At 70.9% G+C, this 20830-nt stretch carries 17 protein-coding genes; 3 read left to right on the forward strand and 14 right to left on the reverse strand.

Annotation, left to right across the window (positions count from 1 at the left end; genetic code table 11):
• Positions 1-13: 13 nt before the first annotated feature.
• The 11 genes from AB0H50_RS12955 to AB0H50_RS13005 all read right to left on the reverse strand — a co-directional run bounded on the left by AB0H50_RS12955 (position 14) and on the right by AB0H50_RS13005 (position 14902).
• Positions 14-2041: an SDR family oxidoreductase gene (locus tag AB0H50_RS12955; protein ID WP_357450693.1), complete on the reverse strand. Its 2028-nt coding sequence runs from the start codon at positions 2039-2041 to the stop codon at positions 14-16.
• Between the two features lie 296 nt (positions 2042-2337).
• Positions 2338-3450 (reverse strand): glycosyltransferase, encoded by a 1113-nt coding sequence (locus tag AB0H50_RS12960; protein ID WP_357450696.1) that lies wholly within the window; start codon positions 3448-3450, stop codon positions 2338-2340.
• Positions 3451-3494: 44 nt separating this feature from the next.
• Complete coding sequence (locus tag AB0H50_RS12965; protein ID WP_357450698.1) at positions 3495-4874, reverse strand: glutamate-1-semialdehyde 2,1-aminomutase; 1380 nt, start codon at positions 4872-4874, stop codon at positions 3495-3497.
• 75 nt (positions 4875-4949) lie between these two features.
• Positions 4950-6296, reverse strand: coding sequence for a GNAT family protein (locus AB0H50_RS12970; RefSeq protein ID WP_357450700.1), 1347 nt, complete (start codon positions 6294-6296; stop codon positions 4950-4952).
• Between the two features lie 4 nt (positions 6297-6300).
• Entirely contained in the window at positions 6301-7662 is a 1362-nt protein-coding gene (locus AB0H50_RS12975; protein WP_357450703.1) for a glycosyl hydrolase family 28-related protein, read from the reverse strand.
• On the reverse strand, positions 7659-8939 hold the full coding sequence (locus tag AB0H50_RS12980; protein ID WP_357450706.1) for a Wzz/FepE/Etk N-terminal domain-containing protein: 1281 nt from the start codon (positions 8937-8939) through the stop codon (positions 7659-7661). Before AB0H50_RS12980 ends, AB0H50_RS12975 begins: the two co-directional genes overlap by 4 nt.
• Before the next feature lie 19 nt (positions 8940-8958).
• Positions 8959-10293, reverse strand: coding sequence for a hypothetical protein (locus tag AB0H50_RS12985; RefSeq protein ID WP_357450708.1), 1335 nt, complete (start codon positions 10291-10293; stop codon positions 8959-8961).
• Positions 10290-11303, reverse strand: coding sequence for a glycosyltransferase (locus tag AB0H50_RS12990; protein ID WP_357450710.1), 1014 nt, complete (start codon positions 11301-11303; stop codon positions 10290-10292). The genes AB0H50_RS12985 and AB0H50_RS12990 overlap by 4 nt, the downstream gene beginning before the upstream one ends.
• On the reverse strand, positions 11300-12688 hold the full coding sequence (locus AB0H50_RS12995) for a lipopolysaccharide biosynthesis protein (protein ID WP_357450713.1): 1389 nt from the start codon (positions 12686-12688) through the stop codon (positions 11300-11302). The genes AB0H50_RS12990 and AB0H50_RS12995 overlap by 4 nt, the downstream gene beginning before the upstream one ends.
• The gene (locus tag AB0H50_RS13000; RefSeq protein WP_357450716.1) at positions 12681-13835 is read right to left on the reverse strand and encodes a glycosyltransferase family 4 protein; all 1155 of its coding nucleotides are present in this window, start codon (positions 13833-13835) and stop codon (positions 12681-12683) included. The genes AB0H50_RS12995 and AB0H50_RS13000 overlap by 8 nt, the downstream gene beginning before the upstream one ends.
• Positions 13832-14902 (reverse strand): glycosyltransferase family 4 protein, encoded by a 1071-nt coding sequence (locus AB0H50_RS13005; protein WP_357450719.1) that lies wholly within the window; start codon positions 14900-14902, stop codon positions 13832-13834. Before AB0H50_RS13005 ends, AB0H50_RS13000 begins: the two co-directional genes overlap by 4 nt.
• Positions 14903-15117: 215 nt before the next feature.
• Between AB0H50_RS13005 and AB0H50_RS13010 the strand changes: the two genes are divergently transcribed.
• Both AB0H50_RS13010 and AB0H50_RS13015 read left to right on the forward strand, forming a co-directional pair.
• A complete protein-coding gene (locus AB0H50_RS13010) occupies positions 15118-16461 on the forward strand; it encodes a polysaccharide pyruvyl transferase family protein (protein WP_357450721.1) in 1344 nt (447 codons plus the stop codon).
• A 9-nt stretch (positions 16462-16470) separates the two neighbouring features.
• The gene (locus AB0H50_RS13015) at positions 16471-17307 is read left to right on the forward strand and encodes a glycosyltransferase (protein ID WP_357450724.1); all 837 of its coding nucleotides are present in this window, start codon (positions 16471-16473) and stop codon (positions 17305-17307) included.
• A gap of 21 nt (positions 17308-17328) precedes the next feature.
• On the opposite strand, the gene AB0H50_RS13020 is transcribed toward AB0H50_RS13015, so the two are convergent.
• Positions 17329-17967: an MspA family porin gene (locus AB0H50_RS13020; RefSeq protein ID WP_357450726.1), complete on the reverse strand. Its 639-nt coding sequence runs from the start codon at positions 17965-17967 to the stop codon at positions 17329-17331.
• A gap of 62 nt (positions 17968-18029) precedes the next feature.
• Positions 18030-19169, reverse strand: a complete 1140-nt coding sequence (locus AB0H50_RS13025; RefSeq protein WP_357450729.1) for a methyltransferase domain-containing protein — start codon at positions 19167-19169, stop codon at positions 18030-18032.
• A 34-nt stretch (positions 19170-19203) separates the two neighbouring features.
• Here AB0H50_RS13025 and rfbC point away from each other — a divergent pair, with 34 nt between their 5' ends.
• Entirely contained in the window at positions 19204-19776 is a 573-nt protein-coding gene (gene rfbC / locus AB0H50_RS13030) for a dTDP-4-dehydrorhamnose 3,5-epimerase (protein WP_357450732.1), read from the forward strand.
• Between the two features lie 13 nt (positions 19777-19789).
• On the opposite strand, the gene AB0H50_RS13035 is transcribed toward rfbC, so the two are convergent.
• Positions 19790-20830: an SDR family oxidoreductase gene (locus AB0H50_RS13035; RefSeq protein ID WP_357450735.1), complete on the reverse strand. Its 1041-nt coding sequence runs from the start codon at positions 20828-20830 to the stop codon at positions 19790-19792.

The following is a 20830-nucleotide window of genomic DNA, read 5'->3' on the forward strand; positions in this document are numbered from 1 at the left end:
GCCGCGAACCGGCCTACCACTGCAGGCCTGGCACCACCCGCGCGACCCTGGCCGCCGGGTTCGGCAGCGCCATCAGCGGCATCAGCACCGGCCCGAGCAGGGTGAGCGGCCCGCGTCCCGAGCTGTCCTCCGCGGCGCCGGGGGAGACCGCGGCCTCGGTCGAAACACCCCGTGCCGCATGCGATTCGCCGAACATGCGGAAGCCCTGGTGCAGGATAGTGCGCTTCACCGACGGCATCAGCAGATCGACCGCCTGGGCGAATGTGCCGACCGGCGTGTCGATGCGGTGCGGCCGGTCCTCCAGCGCGCGCACCACGATGGCCGCGGCCCGGTCGGGATCCGGCACCGGCAGCGACCGGTACAGATCGGTCGGCGCGATCATCGGGGTGCGCACCAGCGGCATGCGCACCGAGGTGAAAGTGATGCCCGCGTCCCGGTTCTCGACGGCGGCGATCTCGCTGAAGTTGTCCAGCGCCGACTTGCTGGCCACGTACGCGGCGAAGCGCGGAACCTTGGTCTGCACCGCGATGGAGGAGATGTTGACGATGTGACCGAAGCGCCGCGCCCGCATCGACGGAAGCAGGCCGAGGATGAGCCGCACCGCGCCGAAGTAGTTGACCGCCATGGTCCGCTCGAAATCGTGCATCCGGTCGGTGGAGTTCACCACCGAACGGCGGATCGAGCGGCCCGCGTTGTTCACCAGATAGTCGACGTGACCGTGGTCGGCGAGCACCGCGCGCACCAGTCCGTCGACGGCCTCGGGGTCGGTGATGTCGCACGAATAGATGTACGCCGCCCCGCCTTCCGCGTGCACCGACTCGGCCGCGGCGAGCAGGTCGGCGCGGCCGCGTGCCACCATCAGCACGGTGGCGCCGCGCCGCGCCACGGCGTGCGCGGTGGCCAGGCCGATGCCGGAGGAGGCGCCGGTGATGAGCACGATCCGCCCGGACAGCGGGTCGCCGCTGTCGGCCGGGCGGTCCCGGTTCGGATCGAGGTTCGCGCGCCAGTACTGCCACAGCCGCGCGGCGTAGCTCTCGAACGGCGGCACCGACAGGCCGCTGCCGCGCAATTGGGCCTGCGTCGACTCCGAGACGAACTCCGAGGCGAAGGAAACGTGCGGCGCGACCTCCGGGGGAATTCCCAACTGCGACAACAGGAAATCGCGAACCGCGGGCACGCCGGGCAGCTGCGCGAGACCGTTCAGCGCCAGTCCGCTGCCCGGTACGGGGCCGATGCCTGCGGGCGCGCCCGCGGCGGCGGCGAGGGCGCTGTACACGGCGTCGAACGGCTGCGGCCGCGGGTTAACCAGGTGGAAGGTGCGGCCGTCCAGGCCGGATTTGCGCACCAGCTCCACCATGGCGGCCGCGACGTAGTCGACCGGGACGATATTGGTGGCGCCGAGGTCGGGCAGCGGCATCGGCAGGTCGGACGGCAGGACCGCGAGCTTGGCGATGGCGGAGAAGAAGTAGTACGGACCGTCGATCTTGTCCATCTCGCCGGTGCGCGAGTCGCCGACCACGATCGCCGGGCGGTAGACCCGCCAGCGCACCCCGCGCGACTCGCGAACCATCTGCTCGGCGGCGAATTTGGTGCGGTGGTACGGCGAGGTGAGGTTCTGGCCGAGGTCGAAATCCTCCTCGAAGAACTTGCCCTTGTGGTCGCCCGCGACCGCCACCGAGGACACGTGGTGCAGCACCGCGTCGATGTCGCGCGCCAGCGCGATGACCGAGCGGGTGCCCGCCACGTTCGCGGCGTGCGCGGTGCGCTCGTCGGCGGTCATGTCGTAGACCGCGCCGAGGTGGATCACGTGATCGGCCTTCGGCGCCTGATCACGCAGGCCGAGCCGCTCGGCGGTGAGGTCGCCGACCAGGGCGAAGACTCGTTCGCCGCCGTGCCAGCCCTCGGCCAATTCCGTGAACTTGGCTAACGATTCGGCCCGGACGAGCACGTGGACGATCGCTTCCGGATCGGCGTCCAGCAGCCCTTGCACGACCCGTCGACCCAGAAATCCGGTTCCGCCCGTCACGATGTAGGAGACCATCGTCCCTCCTGCTGTTCACTCGAACCTGTTGTCGCGCACCATTGATCCGGCATGCGGCGGTGAATGCGGAGTCAACGAATCGGCCCCCGGTGACAGCGGTCGGGCCGAAAGTAGGAACACCTTCGTCCTGACTTGTGCGGAACTGTAATCGGTTCAGCGTCGGCGGGGCAAGCCGATCGGCGTCGGCCGCGGTGTGGGAATCCTCACCGTCGCCCCAGGTCAAACGGTATGTGTTACAAGTCTTTCCAGTTACCCAGTCTGATGGCTGCGCCGGAGCAACCACTCGGCTCACTTGGTCAATTGACCAAAATGCTCGCGACGGCGTCGGTCATCCTGGCGCGGAAGGCCGACGGGGCGAATGTGATCGCGTGCGCGCGAATTTCGGCGGGATCATAGACGGACGGGTCGAAATCCGTCATGGCCGCGGCGAGCGCGGTCGTCACCGCATCGTCGGGACCCGGCTCGACGTAGCCGCCCGTGACGCCGGGCCGGACGGTGTCCAGCGCGCCGCCGAGCCCGACGGCCAGCACGGGCGCGCCGCAGGCCATCGCCTCGACCGGGACGATACCGAAATCCTCGATGCCCGGCATGAGCAGCGCGCGGCAACGCCGGTACATGTCCTGCAAAACGTCGTCCGAGACGGGGCCGAGGAAGGTGGTCTCGGACCCCGCGAGCGTGTCGAGATGTGCGCGGAAGCGTCCGCCGCCGACGATCACCAGTCGGCAGCCCACGCGCCGGGCGGCGCGGATCGCGAGGTCGGGCCGTTTGTACGGCACGAGCCTGCCCGCGAAGAGGAAGAAGTCCTCGCGCGCCACCGCCGGGTCCGGGGTGAAGCGGTGGATGTCCACCGGCGGGTTGATCACGGTGGCGGGCCGCCCCCACCAGTCACGGACGCGGTCGGCGACGGCATGCGAGTTGGCGATCACGTGCGTCAGCCGCGGCGCGGCCCGCGACTCGCACCGGCGAGCCAGCGCGCCGAGGGCGGTGAGCGCGAACCGGCCCGCGGGCCCGCCCGCCTCCTGGGCGCGGAAGCCCGGCTCCCAGGCCCAGCGGGCCGGGCTGTGTACGTAGGCGATGGTCGGCGCCTCGGTCGCGAACGCGGCCTGGGTGGCGAAGGCGTGGTGGCTGATGACGACGGCGTCGAAGCCTGCGTCGAGGGGCAGGCCGCGCAGCGCGCGCGGCGCCAGCGGCAACAGCGGGGCGTGCGAGCGCCGCCCGGTGGCCGCGTGGACGCGGCTGAGCCAGGTGTCGTGCACGCGGCTCAGTGGCGGACGGACACCCGCCGGATCGACGATCGCGGCGAAAATCTCGGAGCCAGGCCAGGTTTCGTGCAGCTCGGCGACCACCGCCTCGGAGCCGCCGTATTCGGTGAAGCGTTCATGGACGATCGCGATGCGCGGTGCGATCACGGTTCGCGGCGCTGTCACAGCTCGCGGCGCGGTCGGCGGCTCTGTCACGCGCCCGCCGGTTCGGTGTCGATCCGGCGCGGTTCGGCGTGTTTGCGCAGCGCGGGGGCGACGGGCCTGCCGTGCAGCAGTCCGTCGACGCTGCCCTGCTCGATCGCCTTGCGGTAGCTGATCGCCGCCTCCCGGCAGGCCGAGATCGTCTGCGCCACCTCGGCTTCGGTGTGCGCGGCCGAGGTGACGAAGGACTGACCGAGTACGCCGCGCTCGAGCAGTTCCTGGAGGAACAGGGTGCGATAGGCCTGCGATGGCTTGCCGTCCGCGTCGCGGGTGGCGAAGATCAGGCACGAGGGCCTGCCGAGCACCTCCAGGTATTCGGCGATGCCGAGTTCGGCGGCGACGGCGTTCACCCCGTCGGCGAGCAGCCGCCCCGCGTGTTCCATGCGGGCGACGGGATCGCCGGTCGCGTACTCGCGCACCACCGCGCGGAAGGCCGCCAGCGACGAGGATTCCGGGCCGTGCGTGGTGGACAGCAGGAACACCCGCTCACGGTCGGTGCGTAAGCCGCCCAGCTCCATCAGCTCGCGCCTGCCCGTCAGCGCGGAGATGGGAAAACCGTTGCCCATGGCCTTGCCCCAGCAGGACAGGTCGGGCCGCACGCCGTACACCGCCTGCGCGCCGCCCGCCGACCAGCGGAATCCGGTGATCATCTCGTCGAAGACGAGCAGGGTGCGGTGCCGGTCGCAGAGTTCGCGCACGCCTTCCAGGAAGCCGGGCTCCGGTTCGGCGAGTGCGGTGGCGGCCTCCATCACCACGGCGGCGACGGCCTCGGTCTCCAGCACCGCGGCGAGCGAGGGCAGATCGTTGTAGCGGAACCGCATCGTCCCGGCCACGGCCGCGGCGGGAATGCCGCGTGCCATCGGCGTGGTGCCGATGAACCAGTCGTCCACCGAGAAGAACGGCTGGTCGCAGACCGCGATCACGGTACGTCCCGTGGCGGCGCGCGCCAACCGGACGGCCGCGGTGGTGGCATCGGAGCCGTTCTTGGCGAACTTCACCATGTCGGCGCCTGGGACGAGCTCCAGGAAATCCTGTGCCGCAAGCAGTTCCAGTTCAGTCGGGCGGCTGAAGCTCACTCCGTCGGCGATCGCGGCTGCCACCGCGTCCAGCACCGGCCGGTAGCCGTGACCGAGGGTGACCGAACGCAGGCCCATGCCGTATTCGATGTAGCTGTTGCCGTCGGCGTCCCAGACCCGGCATCCGCTGCCGCGCACCAGGATCGGCGCCATCGACTCCGGATACTGGTCGGCGCCACGGGCGTAGGTGTGCGCGCCGCCAGGCACCAGGTCGTGCAGGCGCGCCTGGAGTTCGTTGCTGCGCGCGAACCCGCGATGTCGCGGGGCCGGTTCCTCAGCCGTGCGGTGTTCCATAACCGATCTCCTGGCCTCGCCGTGCGACCGCGCGCACGTGAAAGTGGTTGCGCGCGAGGGATTCTGCGCACAACTCTACGTCCGGTGCGGCGCCGTGTCGTCCGGAACGGTGACCGCCCACAGATCGTGGTCGGCGCGGCGGCCGGTGGCGCCGACGAACCGGCTCATCCTGCCCTCCCGCACCATGCCGACCCTGGCGGCGACGGCCGCGGCGTCGCGGTCCTGCGGTTCGATCGCGGTGGCGATGCGGCACAGCCCGAGCACATCGAAGGCGTAGGCGACGAGCAGCCGGGTGGCGGCGGTACGCACCCGGTCCGCGGCGTCGCCGAGCGCGGGATCGGTCCAGACGAACATGCGCGCGTTGCGGTCGAACATGTCCAGATCGAACAGGCGGCACTCGCCCGCGTACACGCCGTCCACCTCGATGGCCAGCACCAGGCCCGCCGCCGAACGCAGCCCGGGCCTGGCACGGAGCACTTCGCGCAGCCAGTGCACCCGGGAGTGTGCGTCCACCCAAATCGCTGGCGGCGCTTCGTCATTCGGGTCGAGTGCCGCCCTGGCCCGCAGCCGGGCCGCGCGCCACTGCCTGCCGTCCGCGAGCCGCCGCTTGCGCAGCACGACGCCCGGCCGGTCCCGATCGTCGAGCGACGGTACCGGCGGGGCGCGCAGCGGATCCATCAGGTGCAGCACGCGTCCCGCGTAATACCTTGCCGCGGCCGCGATCACGGTGCCGGTGGCGACGGGCGGACCGGTTCGCTCCCCGGTCGGCGGCAGGGGTGCCGGCACCGGATGGTCGGCGCGGTGCCTGCGCACCCAGGCGGCGGTGCAGCCACCCGCCGGGACCATGGCGGCGGTGAGCGCCCACAGTTCGTGATCGCGGCGGGCGCCCCCGGCGTCGAAGTAGCGGGTCATCATGGCCTCGCGCTGGAACCCGATCCGGGCGGCGCCGCTCGCGGTGGCCACGTTCGCGGGTGAGATCGGAGCGGTGATGCGCTGCAACCCGATCGGCCCGAAGCCGAAGTCGAGCACCATCGCCGCCGCCAGTCCGCCGATGCCGTGCCTGGCCATCTCCGAGTCCACCCAGACGCCGAGTTCCGCGCTGCCCGTGCCGGTGTCGATGGAGATCAGTTCGACCTGCCCGGCGAAGCGGCCGTCCACCTCGATGACCATCGCCATCCGCCGACCGGCGCGCGCCTCCTCCCGCACCGTGAGGCATTCGCGCACCCACAGTTTCGCGGTGTGCCGTTCGTGCCACCCCAGCGGAGAACTCGACCAGAACGGTTCGATCAGGCTCCGGTCGCGCAATCGGAGCCGGCGCCACTGCCCGTGATCGGCGATTCGGGGTGGACGAAGCAGCACGGTGGCGCCGTGCAGGACCACCGGACCGAGCCGGATGCGCGACAGCGATGGCTGGTCGGACACGGGATCACTCCTTGGGTCGCTGGCGGCCGAGAGATGTCGTCCGCAGCGCGCCGTCGGTGGCCACCGACAATCGCCAGTAGCCGCCCGCGGCGTCCTTGAGCACGATGCCCGCGTCGGGACGGTCGGACAGCCACGCCCCGCTGGAGAGCACCGCCGACCGGACGGTCCCGTCGCTGGTCTGCGCCTGAAAGATGTCGGCGTCGCTGCGGCCTGCCCGGCCGACCAGGGTGCCGTCGAATCGGGGCGCGTGCAGGCTGTCGCGGCTGATCACGGTCCAGCCGTCCGGGAACAGTCCCGGTTCGAGATTGTCGGTGGCGCTGGAGATCAGGTTCACCGCGGTGCCCTCGGGGCAGCCGGTGCGATCCACCCGCACCTCGACGGGATGCCCGTCGAGATCCTTGTCGAACTGGACGTTGGCCAGGTAGGGCTGGCGGCAGTAGGCCAGCTCGAGGCAGACCTCGCGCGCCGCGACCTTGCAGTTGACCATGCCGAACTGCGCGGGCCCGCCGCGCTCGCGCCGCCCGATCGCCAGCGCGGTGCCCGCACCCTCGAACCAGACATTGGTCAGCCACCAGTCGTTGGCCGCGCCGTCGACGTCGATGTGTCGCGCGGTGGTGCGCGGATCGCTGTCGGAGACGAATTCGACGTTGCTGAGCGCCAATCCGGCGTTGTGATCGTTGCCGGTGCCGAGCACGCCCACGTAGTTGCTGGTCAGCTTGGACGAGGTGACGTAGTTCTGGATGCACGAGGTGACGATGCCGAAGCCGAAATTGTTGATGTCGCAGTTGACGAAGGAGGTGCCACCGGTGTTGTCCCTGAGCACCACGCCTCGCTGCTCGAGAAAGCGCGGGTGGTTGCCGCTGAGATGGTTACCGCGGATCACCACCGAGTCGAAGGAGCAGCGGAAGCACTCGGACAGCTCGACGGCGGTCGCGCGCGGCCCGGAGACGTAGATGCCCAGCCGCGCGAACCGGACCCGATTACGTTGGCGCAGCGAGATCAGCGTGGTGTCGGTCTCGCACACGATCAGCGAGACGTCGCCGCCGTCGCCGAGCACGGTGGCGTAGTCGGCCATCGGCGGCCAGGCCGTCACCCGGTAGCGGCCCGCGGGCAGGTAGAGGACCAGCGGCATGCCCTGCACCGCGGCCGCGGCGGCGATGGCCGCGGTGTCGTCGGTCACGCCGTCGCCGATCGCGCCGAAATCGCGCACGTTGCGCGCCGCGGGCGCGTCGCTGACGTGCGGGGAACGGAACCCGATGCCGGGTGTCTCCGGATCGGCGCAGGCCGCGGCCAGCGGCACCGCGGCCGCGGCGCCCAGTGACGCGGCAAGTAGGAGTCGTCGTCGGCCCAGGCCGTCGTCGGTCATCTCCGCAGCCTCCCCACGAGCCGCTGCAAGCGGTTGCCCGGCCTGCTGTACGCTACCGCGCCGGTGAGCCGCTCGGAGCCGAATGTGGCCAGCGCACCGCGCAATTGGGGCGCCGTGGTGGCGCCGAGCTCGACCACGCCGAGCGTCCGCTCGCACAGCGGCGCCACCACGATGGCGTCCGCGGCCGCGGTGACCGGGGCGGTCTGCACGACGACGTGCTCGAAATCCGCGCGCAGTTCGGCCAGCACGCTCGAAAATCGTTCGGAGGCGAGCAGATCCGCGGTCTGCGGGTCGGCGTCGCCGAGGGGGAGCACGGTGATGCCGGTCTCCGGCCATCCGGTGAGCGCCTCCGCGGCGGGCGCGCCCCGCAGCACGGCGGCCAGCCCCTGGCCGGGACCGGTGGCGAAGCGCTCCGATCCGCCCCCGCCGGAGGTGTCGGCGTCGACGAGAACCACCGAGCGGCCGGTGTCGGCGAACGATTTGGCCAGTGCCAGAGCGACTTCCGGTTCGGAACGCGGGGAGAGGCCGGTCACTTGGATGGCGTGTGTCTGCCCCTCGCGCAGCAGCCGGGTGCGCATCCGGCGCGTCTCGTCGGCCGCGCCGGGCCTCCCCTCGTCGATGATGCCGAAGATGGGCACCGGCAGCAGCGCCTCGAGATCGTTGGACGTGCGCAGCGTGCGGTCGGTGCGATCGCGCAGGAACGCGGCGAGCGCGCCCAGCGCCAGCCCGGCCAGCAGACCCAGCGCCAAGACGCGCCCGGACTGCGGACCGTCGGGTGACGCAGGCAGCTCCGCACGGTCCACCACCGCGACACGGGCGGCGGGCGCCGCGTCGCGTTCGATGGTCTCCAATTCGTCGATGAGCCTGCGGAAGTGCGCGACGACGGTGTTGGTGAGGTCGCGCGCCCGCTGGGCATTGCCATCGGTGACCGAGATGACGATGAGGGTGGTGGCGGGCGGCGAGGTGGCGGTGATCTCGCCGCGTAGCTCGTCGGGGGACATGTCGATGCTCAGATCGTCGATGACCCGTTCCGCGACCGTGGCGCTGGTCGCGAGGTCCAGGTAGGACCGCACCCGCTGCTGAGCCGCCAACCCGCCCTGGTACGAGTCGTTCACCGAGGTGCCGGTCGCCATCGACACGTACATGCTGCTGGAGGCCGAATAGGTGGTCGGCTGGCCGCGCAGATAGACCGCCGACGCCGCGAGGCACACCAGCGCCACCCCTGCGATGACGAGCCACCGTCGGCGCGCGATCCGCCAGTATTCGGTCAATCCCATTGCCAGGACTTCCTTTTCCCTACACTACGACGGGCGAAACAACCCGCGCTGGCGCGTGCCGGGTGCGGCGCCGCACCTCGGTGACCACCGCGTGAACGAGCCAGGCCAGCACGGCGGCCTGCAGAAATTTGCCGAGATTCTCCATGCTGCCGAGAATTCCGCGTTCGAACAGCGCCGAGGAGCCGGTGATCGCGAGGCCGAGTACCACCACGGGGAACAGCCGCGAGGACAGCGCCCGCGACCAGGCCAGCAGCAGCCCGAAGGTGAACAGCGCGCCGACCAGCACGCCGGTGTAGCCGCCGAGCACATAGCCCTCGTTGAGATTTCCCTCCGCCAGCGAGACCGAGACCTTGCTCATGTCCACCGAGGCGCCGCGCACGTCCTGCGCCCACGCGGTGCCGGACTGGAACTTCTGAGTGCCGAGCAGCTGAGCGGGCACGAGACTGAGGGCCGCGTTGTTCAGCACCTCACCCGGCGTCAGCCAGTAGCCGGGACCGTGGAAGTAGGCGTCGGTGGCTGCCTCGAGCAGATCGAACCGGCGCAGGATGCTCAGGAACGGGCGCACGCCCGGCGGGTAGTCCGAATCGATCAGCGCCGCTTCGGCTTTGGCGAGCTCGGTGGTCTTGAACGATTGCAGCCAGCCGAACCCGCCGATGCCGAGCGCGCCGATACCGGCGACGCCGAGCGCCTTGGCCCGCGTCCACCCCGAGAGGGCGAAGCGGATCGCGACGGCCATCGCCGCGCCCATGATCGGCGTCTTCGACTCCACCACCGCGGTCCAGGCCAGTTCCCCGGCCAGCAGCACGCCGACGGCGAGCGCGGCGACCTCGGGACGCGCCGGGCGCGCGAACACGATCAGCCCCAGCGACGCCACCGTGGCGAGGATCGAGACGAAGCTCAGAATAGGGTTGGCGCTGGTGACCTCGCCCGCGCTGCCGACCGAACCGGTGGCCACCGCGGCGGCGCGACCGAGCAGGCCGAGCGCGTACATGGTGACCAGGGTGGGGATGAGATCCGGGTCGCAGGCAAGGGCGGGCGAGGCAGGCGGGCGGGCGTGCGCCCACACCGCGTAGGCCACCACCAGCGCGGCGTATACCCACAGTCCGAACACGACGTGGTCCAGCACGAGATCGATGCCGTGGTCGTAGCCGAGTTCGGCCAGTCGCGGATCGGGCACGTTGTCGCCGTAGTGCGGTTGCGGCTGGACCGCGAGCAGCACCAGCGGACGCGCGATGTAGGACAGCGACCAGAACGCCGCCTGGGCGATCACGAAAACCCGGACCACACCGGGAATCCAGGCGGACGCGACGACCAGGGTGAGCAGCGCGCCCGCGACGCCGGCGAGTTCGCTCATACTTGCGCCTCCAACGCGGCGAGTATCTCCCGCGCCCGGTCGACGTAGCGGTGGCCGCCTTCGACGATCCTGCGGTGCCCGGCGTCGGCGACGGCGGCGGCCCGCTCTGGATTGGCCGCGCACCAGTCGAGGATCTCGTGCAGCTCGGCGGTGTCGGTGAACAGGAAGCACTCGGACTTGTCGCGCAGCAGTTCGGCGTGCTCTTCGGTGCGCTCGCCGACGAAAAGCCCGCCCGCAGCGGGCACTTCGAACGTGCGGCAGGTGTGGGTGTCGCGGTTGCCGGAGTTGAGCAACACCAGGTTGGCGGTGACGGTGGCGATCACCGCCGAATAGTGTTGCCCGTACACCGGACCCGCCACCACCGCCCTTGTCGTCCGCAATTCGGGCACCCGCCGCCAGCCGGGCCCGCGAATCAGCATGCGATCGCCGTACTTTCGGGCCAGTGCGACGAGGTCGGCGCGGCGGTCCGGACGGCACACGCCGACGAAACCGGCCAGGAATTCCCGGCGGCCGCGCCGCGCGGCGCGGTGGTGCCAGGCCGGGTCGTAGGCGCTGCGCACGAAAGCGACCGCGCGAGCGCCGCGCTCGCGCAGTTCGGCGACGTTGTGCCGCTTGGTGGTCACCACCAGATCCCAGTCCGGTTCGTGCGCCAGGTATTCGGAGGTGATGTTCTCCGGATTGGCGACGTCGTCGGGGCTGTAGTGCACACGGCCTGCGGCGGGTACGTCGAGCAGCCGCCGCTGATCCAGGTGCACCGACTTGAACGCCAACAGCAGATCAGGACGGAACGACGCTGCCGCGCTGTCGATCTCGTCGTGCAGACGCTCGACGGTCCAGGGTGCGCGCCGCCGCGCCGCCTTGGCGTAGAGCCACGGCGGGGACAGTCGCGCGGGCAGCGTCACGGGCGTGGAATCGACGACGAGCACCTCGTGCCCGGCCTGGCGGAAGCCGTCGGCCAGCGAGCGGGCATTGCTGCCGATCCAATCGTCGCCGACATAGAGGATTCTCACGCGCCGCCCTCCTCGCGCATCATCACCACGGCCGGAGCGGTGGCCGCCGCCGTCGTCCGCTCGCGCACGATCAGCCAGCGCACGCGCGCGAGATACCAAGCGGCGACGGTGCATTCGACGATCACCGACCCGTAGACCAGCGTCCACACCGAGTGCGTGCGGAACGCGATGGCCAGTGCCGCGGCGGCAACGCAGGTGCCGAGCACCGCGCCGATCAGCACGCCTGCGGTGTCCTGCCGCACCGGAAGCACCGCGGTGGTGACGAACGAGGTGACCGTGGTCGCGGGCAGCATCAGCACCTCGACGCGCAACAGCCCGATGGCGCCGGTGAACCCGTCGCCGAACACGAGATGGACGAGCACGGGCGCGGCCGCCCAGACCGCCGCGGCCGCCACCGTCGCCACGCACACGCCGACGGCCAGCGCCTGGAGCGCATGCCGCCAGAACCGGTGGTCGGCGCTGCGCTTGGCCATGCGCGGCAGCAGTGCGAAACCGAGTGAGTCGAGCATCGATTGGATCGCCCGCACGAGCCGATCGCCCGCGGAGTAGAGCCCGAGCGCGACCGCGTCGAGCACCGTGGCGTAGACAGCCGCCGCGCCCTGCCCGTACGACGTGGCCAGCAATCGCGAGGCCAGCACCGGTGCGCCGGTGCGCAGCACGGCCCGGACCAGCCGCGGCCGCGCGGGCCTGCCGTAGGTGCGCAGCGCGTCCCACCAGGTCAGCGCCACGGTCGGTACCGAGGACACGAGCAGGCAGAGCAGCGCGACGTGCGCGTGCGGCAGCCGGGGAAGCAGCACCACGAGCAGGATCAGATACCCGATCCGGCCCACCGCCTGATACGCCGTCGAGGTGCCGAACCGGCCCTGCCCGATGAGCAGCCAGTCCTCCGATGTCGACCAGAATCCGCCCGCGAACAGACCGAGCAGGATCATGTCGACCCGTTCCGGCACGCCGACCACCAGGCCCGCGGCGAGCGCGGCGCCGAGCACCGCGAAGCCGGTGGCGCGGATGGTGAGGTAGTCGCCGCGCAGCTGGTTGACGTAGTCGCGCCGGTCGCGGTCTCCGGCGATGTCGTGCACTCGCGCGGCGAGAAACGAGGTGATGCCGAGGTCCACCAGCAGCGAGCCGAGGAAATAGGAGGACATGCCGATCGCGAGCAGGCCGAGCCCGTGCACGCCGAGCACGCGCGCGATGAGCGGCACCGTCACCACCGTGATGACGTACTGGCCGTACTTGCCGAAGCTGACGTACCCGATATCGCGCAGCACCGCGAACAATCCTTGCGAGCGGTGGGTGCCGCCGCCGGACGCCCCGCGCGTTCCGTCGTCCCTGCGATGCGCGCCGCCCGCACCGGCGCGGTCCGCGGTATACCGCGTCTCAGACATGGGCGGCGTTCCGGCGCTGGACGATCCGGCCGAGGAAGGCGGCGACGGAACGGGCGGTGACGGCGATGTCGAAATCCGCGGCGCGCCCGCGACCCGCCGTGGCGAGGCGCGTGCGCAGGTCCGGATCGCCGATGAGGGAGTCGAGCGCGGCGGTGAGCGCGGCCTCGTCGCCGCCGGGCACCAGGAGACCGTCGGCGCCCGCGCGCACGATCTCTTCGGGACCCCCCGGGCCGGAGGCGATCACGGCGCAGCCCGCGTGCATGCCCTCGACGACGACCTGACCGAACGGTTCGGGCAGTACCGAGCAGTGCACCAGGATGTCGGCCTCGCAGAGGTACGGGCGCGGGTCGTCGACGTGACCGGTCCGGGTCGCCAGGAGTCCGAGATTTGCTGCGAGCCCGTCCAATTCGGCCGCAAAGGGTTCCTCGTCGAAGAAGGCGCCGCCGATCAGCAGTACCCGGCGCGGCCGGATCCTGGTCGCGGCGACCGCGCGCAACAGCACATCCTGTCCCTTCCACGGGGCGATTCGCCCCAGCACCGCGACCACCGTCTCCTCGGGTTCGCGCTGGGCGGCACGGGTCGGCATGACCCCGAGTTCGACACCGGGATAGGCGACTTCGGCCGGGCGGCGACCGGTGCGCAGGGTGGCCAACGTGGTTCGGCTGTTGGCCAGAAAGCCCTGTGCCACAGCTCGTCCGAGCAGACCGACGACGAGCGCGGGCAGGCGTCCGAAGTAGTCGGCCGCGATCCGGTCGTGCACCTGCCACACCAGCGGAATGCTCGCCCGCGGCGCCGCTACCGCGCCCATCACCAGGGCCTTGGTGCTCTCGGCGACCAGCACGTCGGCCTGTGTGATCGCCGGATGCGAGCCGAGCGTCCAGCCCAGGCGCAGCAGCGCCAGCGCGCCCGCCAGCAATCGCAGCGGCCCCGAGCCGATCGTCATGGCACGGCTGTCGAACGCGCCTCGGACCACGTGCGCGTCGATGCCGCGCGCTCGCGTCCGCTCGACCATCGGACCGTCCTCCGTGTAGATCACGGCGACATCGGCGAGCCGCTCGGCGCGCAGCGCGGAGGCCAGTCGCAGGGTGGCCAGTTCGGCGCCGGACGGGGCCGCCGTGTGCGCGAGGAACACCGCCCGGATCGTCATGCGACGGTCCTATACATCGCCACGTGGCGTTGCGCGGTGACATCCCAGGAGAAGGTCTCCGCGTGCGCACGACAGCGCTCGGGTGCCGGCAGCGCGCCGTACAGCGCGGCGGTGATGCGCGCGCCGAGGGCGTCGGCCGCACCCGCCGGGACGATGAGCGAAGGATCCAGTCCGCGAACCGAATCCGGAAGCCCGCCGCAGTCGGTGACGATCGGCGCCCGGCCCGCGGCGAGCGACTCCAGCGCGATCAGGCCGAAACCCTCCAGCGCGATGGTGGGCACGACCGTGAGCGCGGCCTGCTCGTACAGTTCGGCGAGCCGGTCGTCGGCGACGTGCCCGGCGAACACGATGGAGTCACCGAGGCCCGACTCGTCGGCCATGGTGCGCAATGCCCTTTCCGCCGTGCCGGTTCCGACGATCACCAGGCGCACGTCCGGATGCTCGGCAACCACATCGGGCCAGCAGCGCAGCAACGTATCGATGCCCATGCGGCGTTCCAGTCTGCGCACGCACAGAACGGTCGGCGCGTCGGCGGGCGGCGGGGCGGCGCGGAAACGGGACAGGTCGACACCCGGCGGGATCACCGCGATCCGCTCCTCCGGTATCCGATAGTCCGCGCCGAGTACCTCGCGAAAATGGTTGGACAGCACCACGAATCGGTCCGCGCCCGCGTAACGCAGGCGTTCGATCAGGTACTTCGCCTTCGCCGCGAGCTCACTCTGCCCGGTGAGCCTGCTCTCCGCCGCCCACGGCCCGTGGAAATGCACCACCAGCGGCAATCGTCCCCGCCTGCCGATCGCGGCGGGTCCGTAGAGGCAGAAGTGCCGATCCAGCACCGAGGCGCGGCGCAGCGCGGCCCGATCCAGGAAGGCGATGCGAGCCCGTCGCGCGGTGGAATCCCCTGTCGCCCCCCAGGATTGGGCGTCCGCCGGATCGTCCTCGCTGGTCGCGCCCCAGGCCACCGCCGACACCGCGACCTCCGGCCTGCGGGAGAGAGCGTGGAACAACTCGGTGAAGTATCTGTTGAGTCCGCCTGGCTCCGCGGTGAACCATTCGGATCCCGTCATGTGGACACGTAGCGAACCCGTCCCTGCCGTCACCCGGGCCCCCTACTCCCTGCACCGGCCGCGCGGATCGTCCGGCCGAACTCGCTTCCCGCGCAACAGTCTAGGACACGGAGACGCCCCCGGCGTGGCATCGCGAGCGCTGGCCGTCGCCCGTGGCGTCGGGTAGATTGCACAGCGAGTTCGTGCTCGCGGGGGACAGGCGGGAGGACTGAACAGTGGGGATCGGTAGTTCCGTGCCCGAGCGAATCACCCTCGCCGAGCGCGATATTCGCGTGCTAGTGGAGAACGGTGAGTACTGGCTGCGCAATCGCGGTGACATCGCCATGATGGTCACCACCATCGAACGGTTGCGCGCCCGCTGGCCGCAGGCGCGCATCGGAGTGCTCACGCACCAGCCCGCGGTGCTACGCGCGCTGCTTCCCGAGGCGGAACCCATCAGCGGACCCGACTGGTCCTGGGGCTCCGAGGGCTGGTCCGGCCGCGTAACCCACACGGCCGCAACGAAATTGATCGGTCCCGCCGCGTTGCGCTGGCGCGCGGTCACCGACGGACCCAAGGACCGGATCCGCGCACTGCGCGCGGAGGTCGCGACCGCCGTCGCCGAACCCGAAAGCGCCGAGCCGCGGGCGTCGGTCCCCGCGGCGGTGCGCGAGGCCTCGCTGGTGCTCGCCATCGGCGGCGGGTACCTGACCGATGTCGACAAATATCAGGCGCACCGCACCCTCGATCTGCTGGAATCGGCGCGTGCCCAAGGCATTCCGGCCGCGCTGGTCGGCCAAGGCCTAGGCCCGCTGCGCGATGAGCGCCTGCTCGACCGCGCCGCCGAGGTGCTGCCCGGAGCGGACTTCGTCGCGCTGCGCGAGCGACGGCGCGGACCGGAACTGCTGGCGCGGGTCGGCGTCGCGCCGGAACAGATCATGGTCACCGGCGACGACGCGGTGGAATTCGCTTACCGCCTGCGCGATGCACGCATCGGGACCGACCTCGGTCTGTGCCTGCGGGTCGCGGAGTACGCGCCGGTCGGCGCGGCGGCAAGGGAAACGCTGGGCCGGGTGGTCCGCGACCGCGCCGCGGCGCTGGACGCGGGACTGATGCCGCTGATCATCTCCGAGTACGCCTCCGAGGACCGCCGCTCCACGCTGCCACTGCTCACGGGCGCGGCCAAGCGCAGGCCACCGGTCGGACGCGGCGGCACACCGCGGGACGTGGCCAGGCAGGTCGCTCGCTGCCGGGTGCTGGTGACCAGCGCGTACCACCTGGCGGTTTTCGCGCTGTCCCAAGGCATTCCGGCGGTCGGCATCACAGCCTCGGAGTACTACGACGACAAGTTCCACGGCCTGGCGGGCATGTTCGGCGCGGGGCTGCGGGTGGTGCACCTGGACGATCCCGGCTTGGACGCCGCACTGCGGCAGGCCATCGACGAGCTGTGGGAAGCCGCTCCGGAGTTGCGGGATCCGTTGCAGCAGAAGGCTGTCGAGCAGATCGAGGCGAGCAGAGCGGGTCTGGAACGGGTCTTTCGACTGGTGGAGAACGGCCCGGTCGCCCGGGTCGACGGCTAGGGGGCTGACATGGCGTCGCTGTCGGTATGCGTTCCGGCGTACAACTCGGGGCGGACGCTGGCCGCCACGCTGGATTCGATACTCGCCCAGGACGAGGACTTCGAACTGGTGGTGCTGGACAACGCCAGCACCGACGACACGGGGGAGGTGGCGCGCTCCGTCGACGATCCCCGGGTGCGGGTGCTGCGCAACGACTCCGTGCTGCCGATCGGCCGGAACTGGGACAAAGTCATCATGGCCTCGACCGGAACGCTGGTCAAGGTCGTCTGCGCCGACGACGTGCTGCGGCCGGGCGCGCTGGCCGCACAGCTGGCGGTGATGGCGGACGCCTCGATCGCCATCTCGTCGAGCCGCTTCGAGGTGATCGACGAGGCGGGGGAGGTGAGGGAGTCCGGGCTCGGTCTCGCGGGCCTGCTCGGCAGGCAGACCCCGCGCGAGCTGGCGCGCACCATCGTGCGACGCGGACCCGCCGACTTCGGGCCGACCGCCGCGGCCATGTTCTACCGTGAGCACTACGACAAGGTCGGCGGGCTGCGCGGCGACCTGGTCTTTCCGATGGACGTCGATCTGTTCGCCAGGGTCGGTTCGTTCGGCGCGTTCTTCGGAATGACGGAAATCCTCGCCGCCTGGCGCAATTCGTCGTTCAACCTGTGCAGCCGGTCCTCCACGGTGAGCAAGCTGACCGAGATGTACCGCTTCCACCACCGCATCGCGCACGACTACCCGGAGCTGGTGCACCGCGGGGACGTGCTGGCCGGGGACACCAGGCTGGCGAAGGCGGCGCTGCACCGGCTGCGCGTGCGCACCCTGGCGACCGTGCGGAACCGCCCGGATCTGCTGGTCTGATCCGGGCGGCCTGCGGCGGGCTCAGATCGTCCAGAGCTTGCCGTAAGTGATCACCGTGTCGCCGTTCGCGCCCACGATCATCACGAACGGGCGAATGTTGGTCGGCCCGACCACGCCGGTGACGGTGCCGTGGAAGCCCGACATGCGGATGAAGCCCGACGTGCCGGAGATCTCGCCGCTCGCGCATTCGATCGTCTGGATACCCGGTCCGAAACCGACCTCCACCTGGAGGCCGAGCCGCGGGATCAGGCTGTCGATCTTCAGCAGCGCGCCGTCACCGCCGCCGAGATCGACGCCGAGACCCGGTGTCGAATACTCGAAGCGGATCTTGCCGTTCAGCGTGGCGGGGAACCCTACCTGGTAGCCGATGGTGATCCGGCCCTTCCAGTCCTCGGCGTGCGGACCGGAGATCTTGAAAGCCGCCTCCCCGTGGTGGAACCACTCCCTGGTGAGCGGATTCCCGTCCAGCGGTGGCACGAAATCGATGCGGGTGTCGGCCTGGATGGCCTCCACCGCGCGGTCCTCGCGGTCCACGATGGTGTTGCTGCTGTCGATTCCCGCTGCGGCGGAACCGTTCCCGAAGACCAGCCCGGCCGCCAGGACGGAAGCGAGCGCGAAGGCGCGCGCGCCCCGATGGCGGAGCTGGTTGGTGTCACTCATCAGAATCCCCTCTGTGTGAATACTCGTCTTACCGAAGAAGAATGCGGTCCTGTGGCAACGAATCACGTTGCGGCGCGGCGCAGAGTCGCTGTCTCGGTGCCTCCTTCCCGCGGTCCGGACGGCGCGTCGATCACCCAGCGGCCGTCGAGTTCCGGGTAGGCCGCGCGCACCTCGGCCAGCAGGTCGGGCAGCGTCAGGAGCACGAGATCCGGTCGCGCCGCGACGAGTTCGCCGGGGGAGACGATCGGAATGTCGGTTCCCGGCATCCGCCGCCCGTGCTTGGCCGGGGAGGCGTCGGCCACCCCGGCGATGAGGCCACGGTGCGCCCCGGACAGGCTGAACAGAGCGACCGCCCGCGACGCCGCGGCGTATCCGTAGACGCGAATGCCACGCTCGGCCCGCTCGTCCAGCCATCGGCGCAGTGAGCTCGCGTGCCGGTCGGCGGCGTGCTGCAGCGCGGGCAGTGCGCTCGGATCGAGGTGGGGCGCTTCGCCGTCGAGCACGGCGCGGACCGAATCGTGCTCGGCCGCCGCGCCGTGCACCGCGCGCAGCAGCACGGTCCCGCCGTAGAGATCGAAGGTCCACGCGTGCGTCACGGTCATGCCGGCCTCGTGCAGCAATCCGCGCAGCGCGGCCAGCGAGTAGTAGGCGAAGTGCCCGTGGCGCAACGCGTTCCATTGTCCCGACGCCACGATGGTGGCCAGCGAGTGGTACTGGATCAGCAGCGCGCCGCGCGGTGCGGTGGCGGCCGCGCGGCGCCGGAACGCTGCCCGCTGGTCGGGCTCGTGCATGAGCCCGAAGCAGTCCAGCACCACCTCGGCCTGCCCGGCGGTCTCGGTGAAACCGCGCGCCGCGAGCAGCGGCAGCCAGGTGCCGCCGTGCGGGCTGCCGAACTCGCGCGCGGTGCGTCCGGTCAGCAGCCCGGCCGCGGCCACCGCGTCGACCGCGTCGGCCGCCTGATCGCGCAGCGCCCGCGGCTCCACGCCCCGCGGTTCCGCGGTGACCGTGTCGTCCTCGGCGAGCTGGGCCAGTCCGCACGCGCAGCAGTAGTCCATGCGCAGCGGATGTCCGGCCTCGTCGGGATCGATCGGGCTCTTCGCACTCGGAAAGTAGTCGGCCGCAGGGACTTTCCCCAGATCGAGTACGGGGCGCATCGCCGCACTCGCGCAACCACGGCAGAGATTCCCCCGCTCGGAACTCATGCCGAATTCCCTTCTCTCATGGCACGATGACCCCGTGCGTATCGAGCAGACCGAGCTCGCCGACGTCCTGCTGCTCGTTCCGCGGCCGTTCCGCGACGCTCGGGGCTTCTTCACCCGGACCTTCGACGCGGAGGCCTTCGACGAGCGGCTCGGCGCGCCGGGCGCCGCAGCGGCGTTCGTCCAGGACTCCCAATCTCGTTCCGTGCGCGGCGTGATCCGCGGCATGCACGGCCGCTCCGGCTGCGGCGAGGCCAAGCTGGTCCGCTGCGCGCACGGCGCGGTGCACGACGTGCTCGTCGACATCCGGCCCAGCTCGCCGACATTCGGCGCGCAGCAGGCATTCCGGCTGGACGACAAGGACTTTCACCACCTGTACGTGCCGCCCGGCTTCCTGCACGGATTCCAGGCCGTCACCGCGACGGCCGACGTCTGCTACCGCATCGATCGGCCGCACGACCCGGCCGAGGACATCGGCGTCGCCTACGACGACCCCGACCTCGGCATCGCCTGGCCCCTCGCGGTGACCGAGGTCTCGGCGCGCGACGCGGCGGCGGGCAGCTGGGAGCAGTTGCTGCGCACCGTCTGGCGGCGCCCCGCTTCGCGCTGAGCGGACGAGTGTTTCAGGCCTGCGCCGTGACCGCGGTCCCGATCCGGCGTAGCGAAGCGTCGAGCACGCCGGAGTCGCACAGCTTGCGTAGGTGCGGCAGCCGCGTGAAACGGTGGAAGAAGTCGGCACTGGTCAGCCCTCTCGCGGTGTACTCGCGGTACAGCTCCGCCGCGCCCGCGGGCACGGTCCACTCGGCGCGGAATCCGATGGCCTCGCGCGCGGCGGAGAAATCGACGCGATAGGAGCGCGGGTCGGCGCCGTTCTCACCGGTGACGAGCAGCCGGGAGCCGGGCACCGCGCCCACCACGGCGGCGGCGATCTCGGCGACCGTCAGATTGTTCTCCTCGGTGCCGATGTTGAACGCGCGAGCGTGGATCGCCTCGACCGGCGCGGTGAGGCAGGTCGCGAAAGCGGTGGCGATGTCCCGCGCGTGTACAAGCGGTCGCCACGGCGTGCCGTCGGAGAGCACCTTCACCTCACCGGTGAGCGCGGCGTAGCCGACGAGGTTGTTCAGCACGATGTCGGCCCGAAGTCGCGGCGAGAAGCCGAAAGCCGTGGCGTTGCGCAGGAATACGGGCGAGAAGCCCGAGTCGGCCAGCGCGGCGACATCGTCCTCGACGCGCACCTTGCTCTCCGCGTACGGGGTGATCGGGCGCAGCGGCGCGTCCTCGGTCACCAGATCCGCTCCCGCGGCGCCGTACACCGAGCAGGTCGAGGCGTACAGGAATCGTTGCACGCCAGCCGCTTTCGCCAAGCGGGCCAGCCGCACCGACGCGTGATGGTTGATGTCGTAGGTGATCTCGGGCGCGAGAGCGCCCAGCGGATCGTTGGACAGCGCAGCCAGATGCACGACCGCGTCGAATCCGCTCAGCTGCTCCATCGACACATCGCGCAGGTCGACCGACGAGCCCGGCGGATCACCGGGGAGCGCGCCGAGGACGCAGTCGGCGAAGAATCCGGAGTCCAGTCCGGCCACCTCGTGGCCGGCGGCGCGCAGCACCGGCGCCATAACGGTGCCGAGATAGCCCTGGTGTCCGGTGAGCAGTATCCGCAT

This window comes from Nocardia sp. NPDC050793 (assembly GCF_040654065.1).
Taxonomy (GTDB): domain Bacteria; phylum Actinomycetota; class Actinomycetes; order Mycobacteriales; family Mycobacteriaceae; genus Nocardia.

What these genes read in the sequence shown, in the direction of transcription:
- AB0H50_RS12980 (WP_357450706.1), bottom strand. Translation starts at nt 8,939, where the DNA reads ATGGGATTGACCGAATACTGGCGGATCGCGCGCCGACGGTGGCTCGTC.
- AB0H50_RS13005 (WP_357450719.1), bottom strand. Translation starts at nt 14,902, where the DNA reads ATGACGGGATCCGAATGGTTCACCGCGGAGCCAGGCGGACTCAACAGA.
- AB0H50_RS13020 (WP_357450726.1), bottom strand. Translation starts at nt 17,967, where the DNA reads ATGAGTGACACCAACCAGCTCCGCCATCGGGGCGCGCGCGCCTTCGCG.
- AB0H50_RS13025 (WP_357450729.1), bottom strand. Translation starts at nt 19,169, where the DNA reads ATGAGTTCCGAGCGGGGGAATCTCTGCCGTGGTTGCGCGAGTGCGGCG.
- AB0H50_RS12965 (WP_357450698.1), bottom strand. Translation starts at nt 4,874, where the DNA reads ATGGAACACCGCACGGCTGAGGAACCGGCCCCGCGACATCGCGGGTTC.
- AB0H50_RS12985 (WP_357450708.1), bottom strand. Translation starts at nt 10,293, where the DNA reads ATGAGCGAACTCGCCGGCGTCGCGGGCGCGCTGCTCACCCTGGTCGTC.
- AB0H50_RS13035 (WP_357450735.1), bottom strand. Translation starts at nt 20,830, where the DNA reads ATGCGGATACTGCTCACCGGACACCAGGGCTATCTCGGCACCGTTATG.
- AB0H50_RS13000 (WP_357450716.1), bottom strand. Translation starts at nt 13,835, where the DNA reads ATGACGATCCGGGCGGTGTTCCTCGCGCACACGGCGGCCCCGTCCGGC.
- AB0H50_RS12975 (WP_357450703.1), bottom strand. Translation starts at nt 7,662, where the DNA reads ATGACCGACGACGGCCTGGGCCGACGACGACTCCTACTTGCCGCGTCA.
- AB0H50_RS12995 (WP_357450713.1), bottom strand. Translation starts at nt 12,688, where the DNA reads ATGTCTGAGACGCGGTATACCGCGGACCGCGCCGGTGCGGGCGGCGCG.
- AB0H50_RS12955 (WP_357450693.1), bottom strand. Translation starts at nt 2,041, where the DNA reads ATGGTCTCCTACATCGTGACGGGCGGAACCGGATTTCTGGGTCGACGG.
- AB0H50_RS13015 (WP_357450724.1), top strand. Translation starts at nt 16,471, where the DNA reads ATGGCGTCGCTGTCGGTATGCGTTCCGGCGTACAACTCGGGGCGGACG.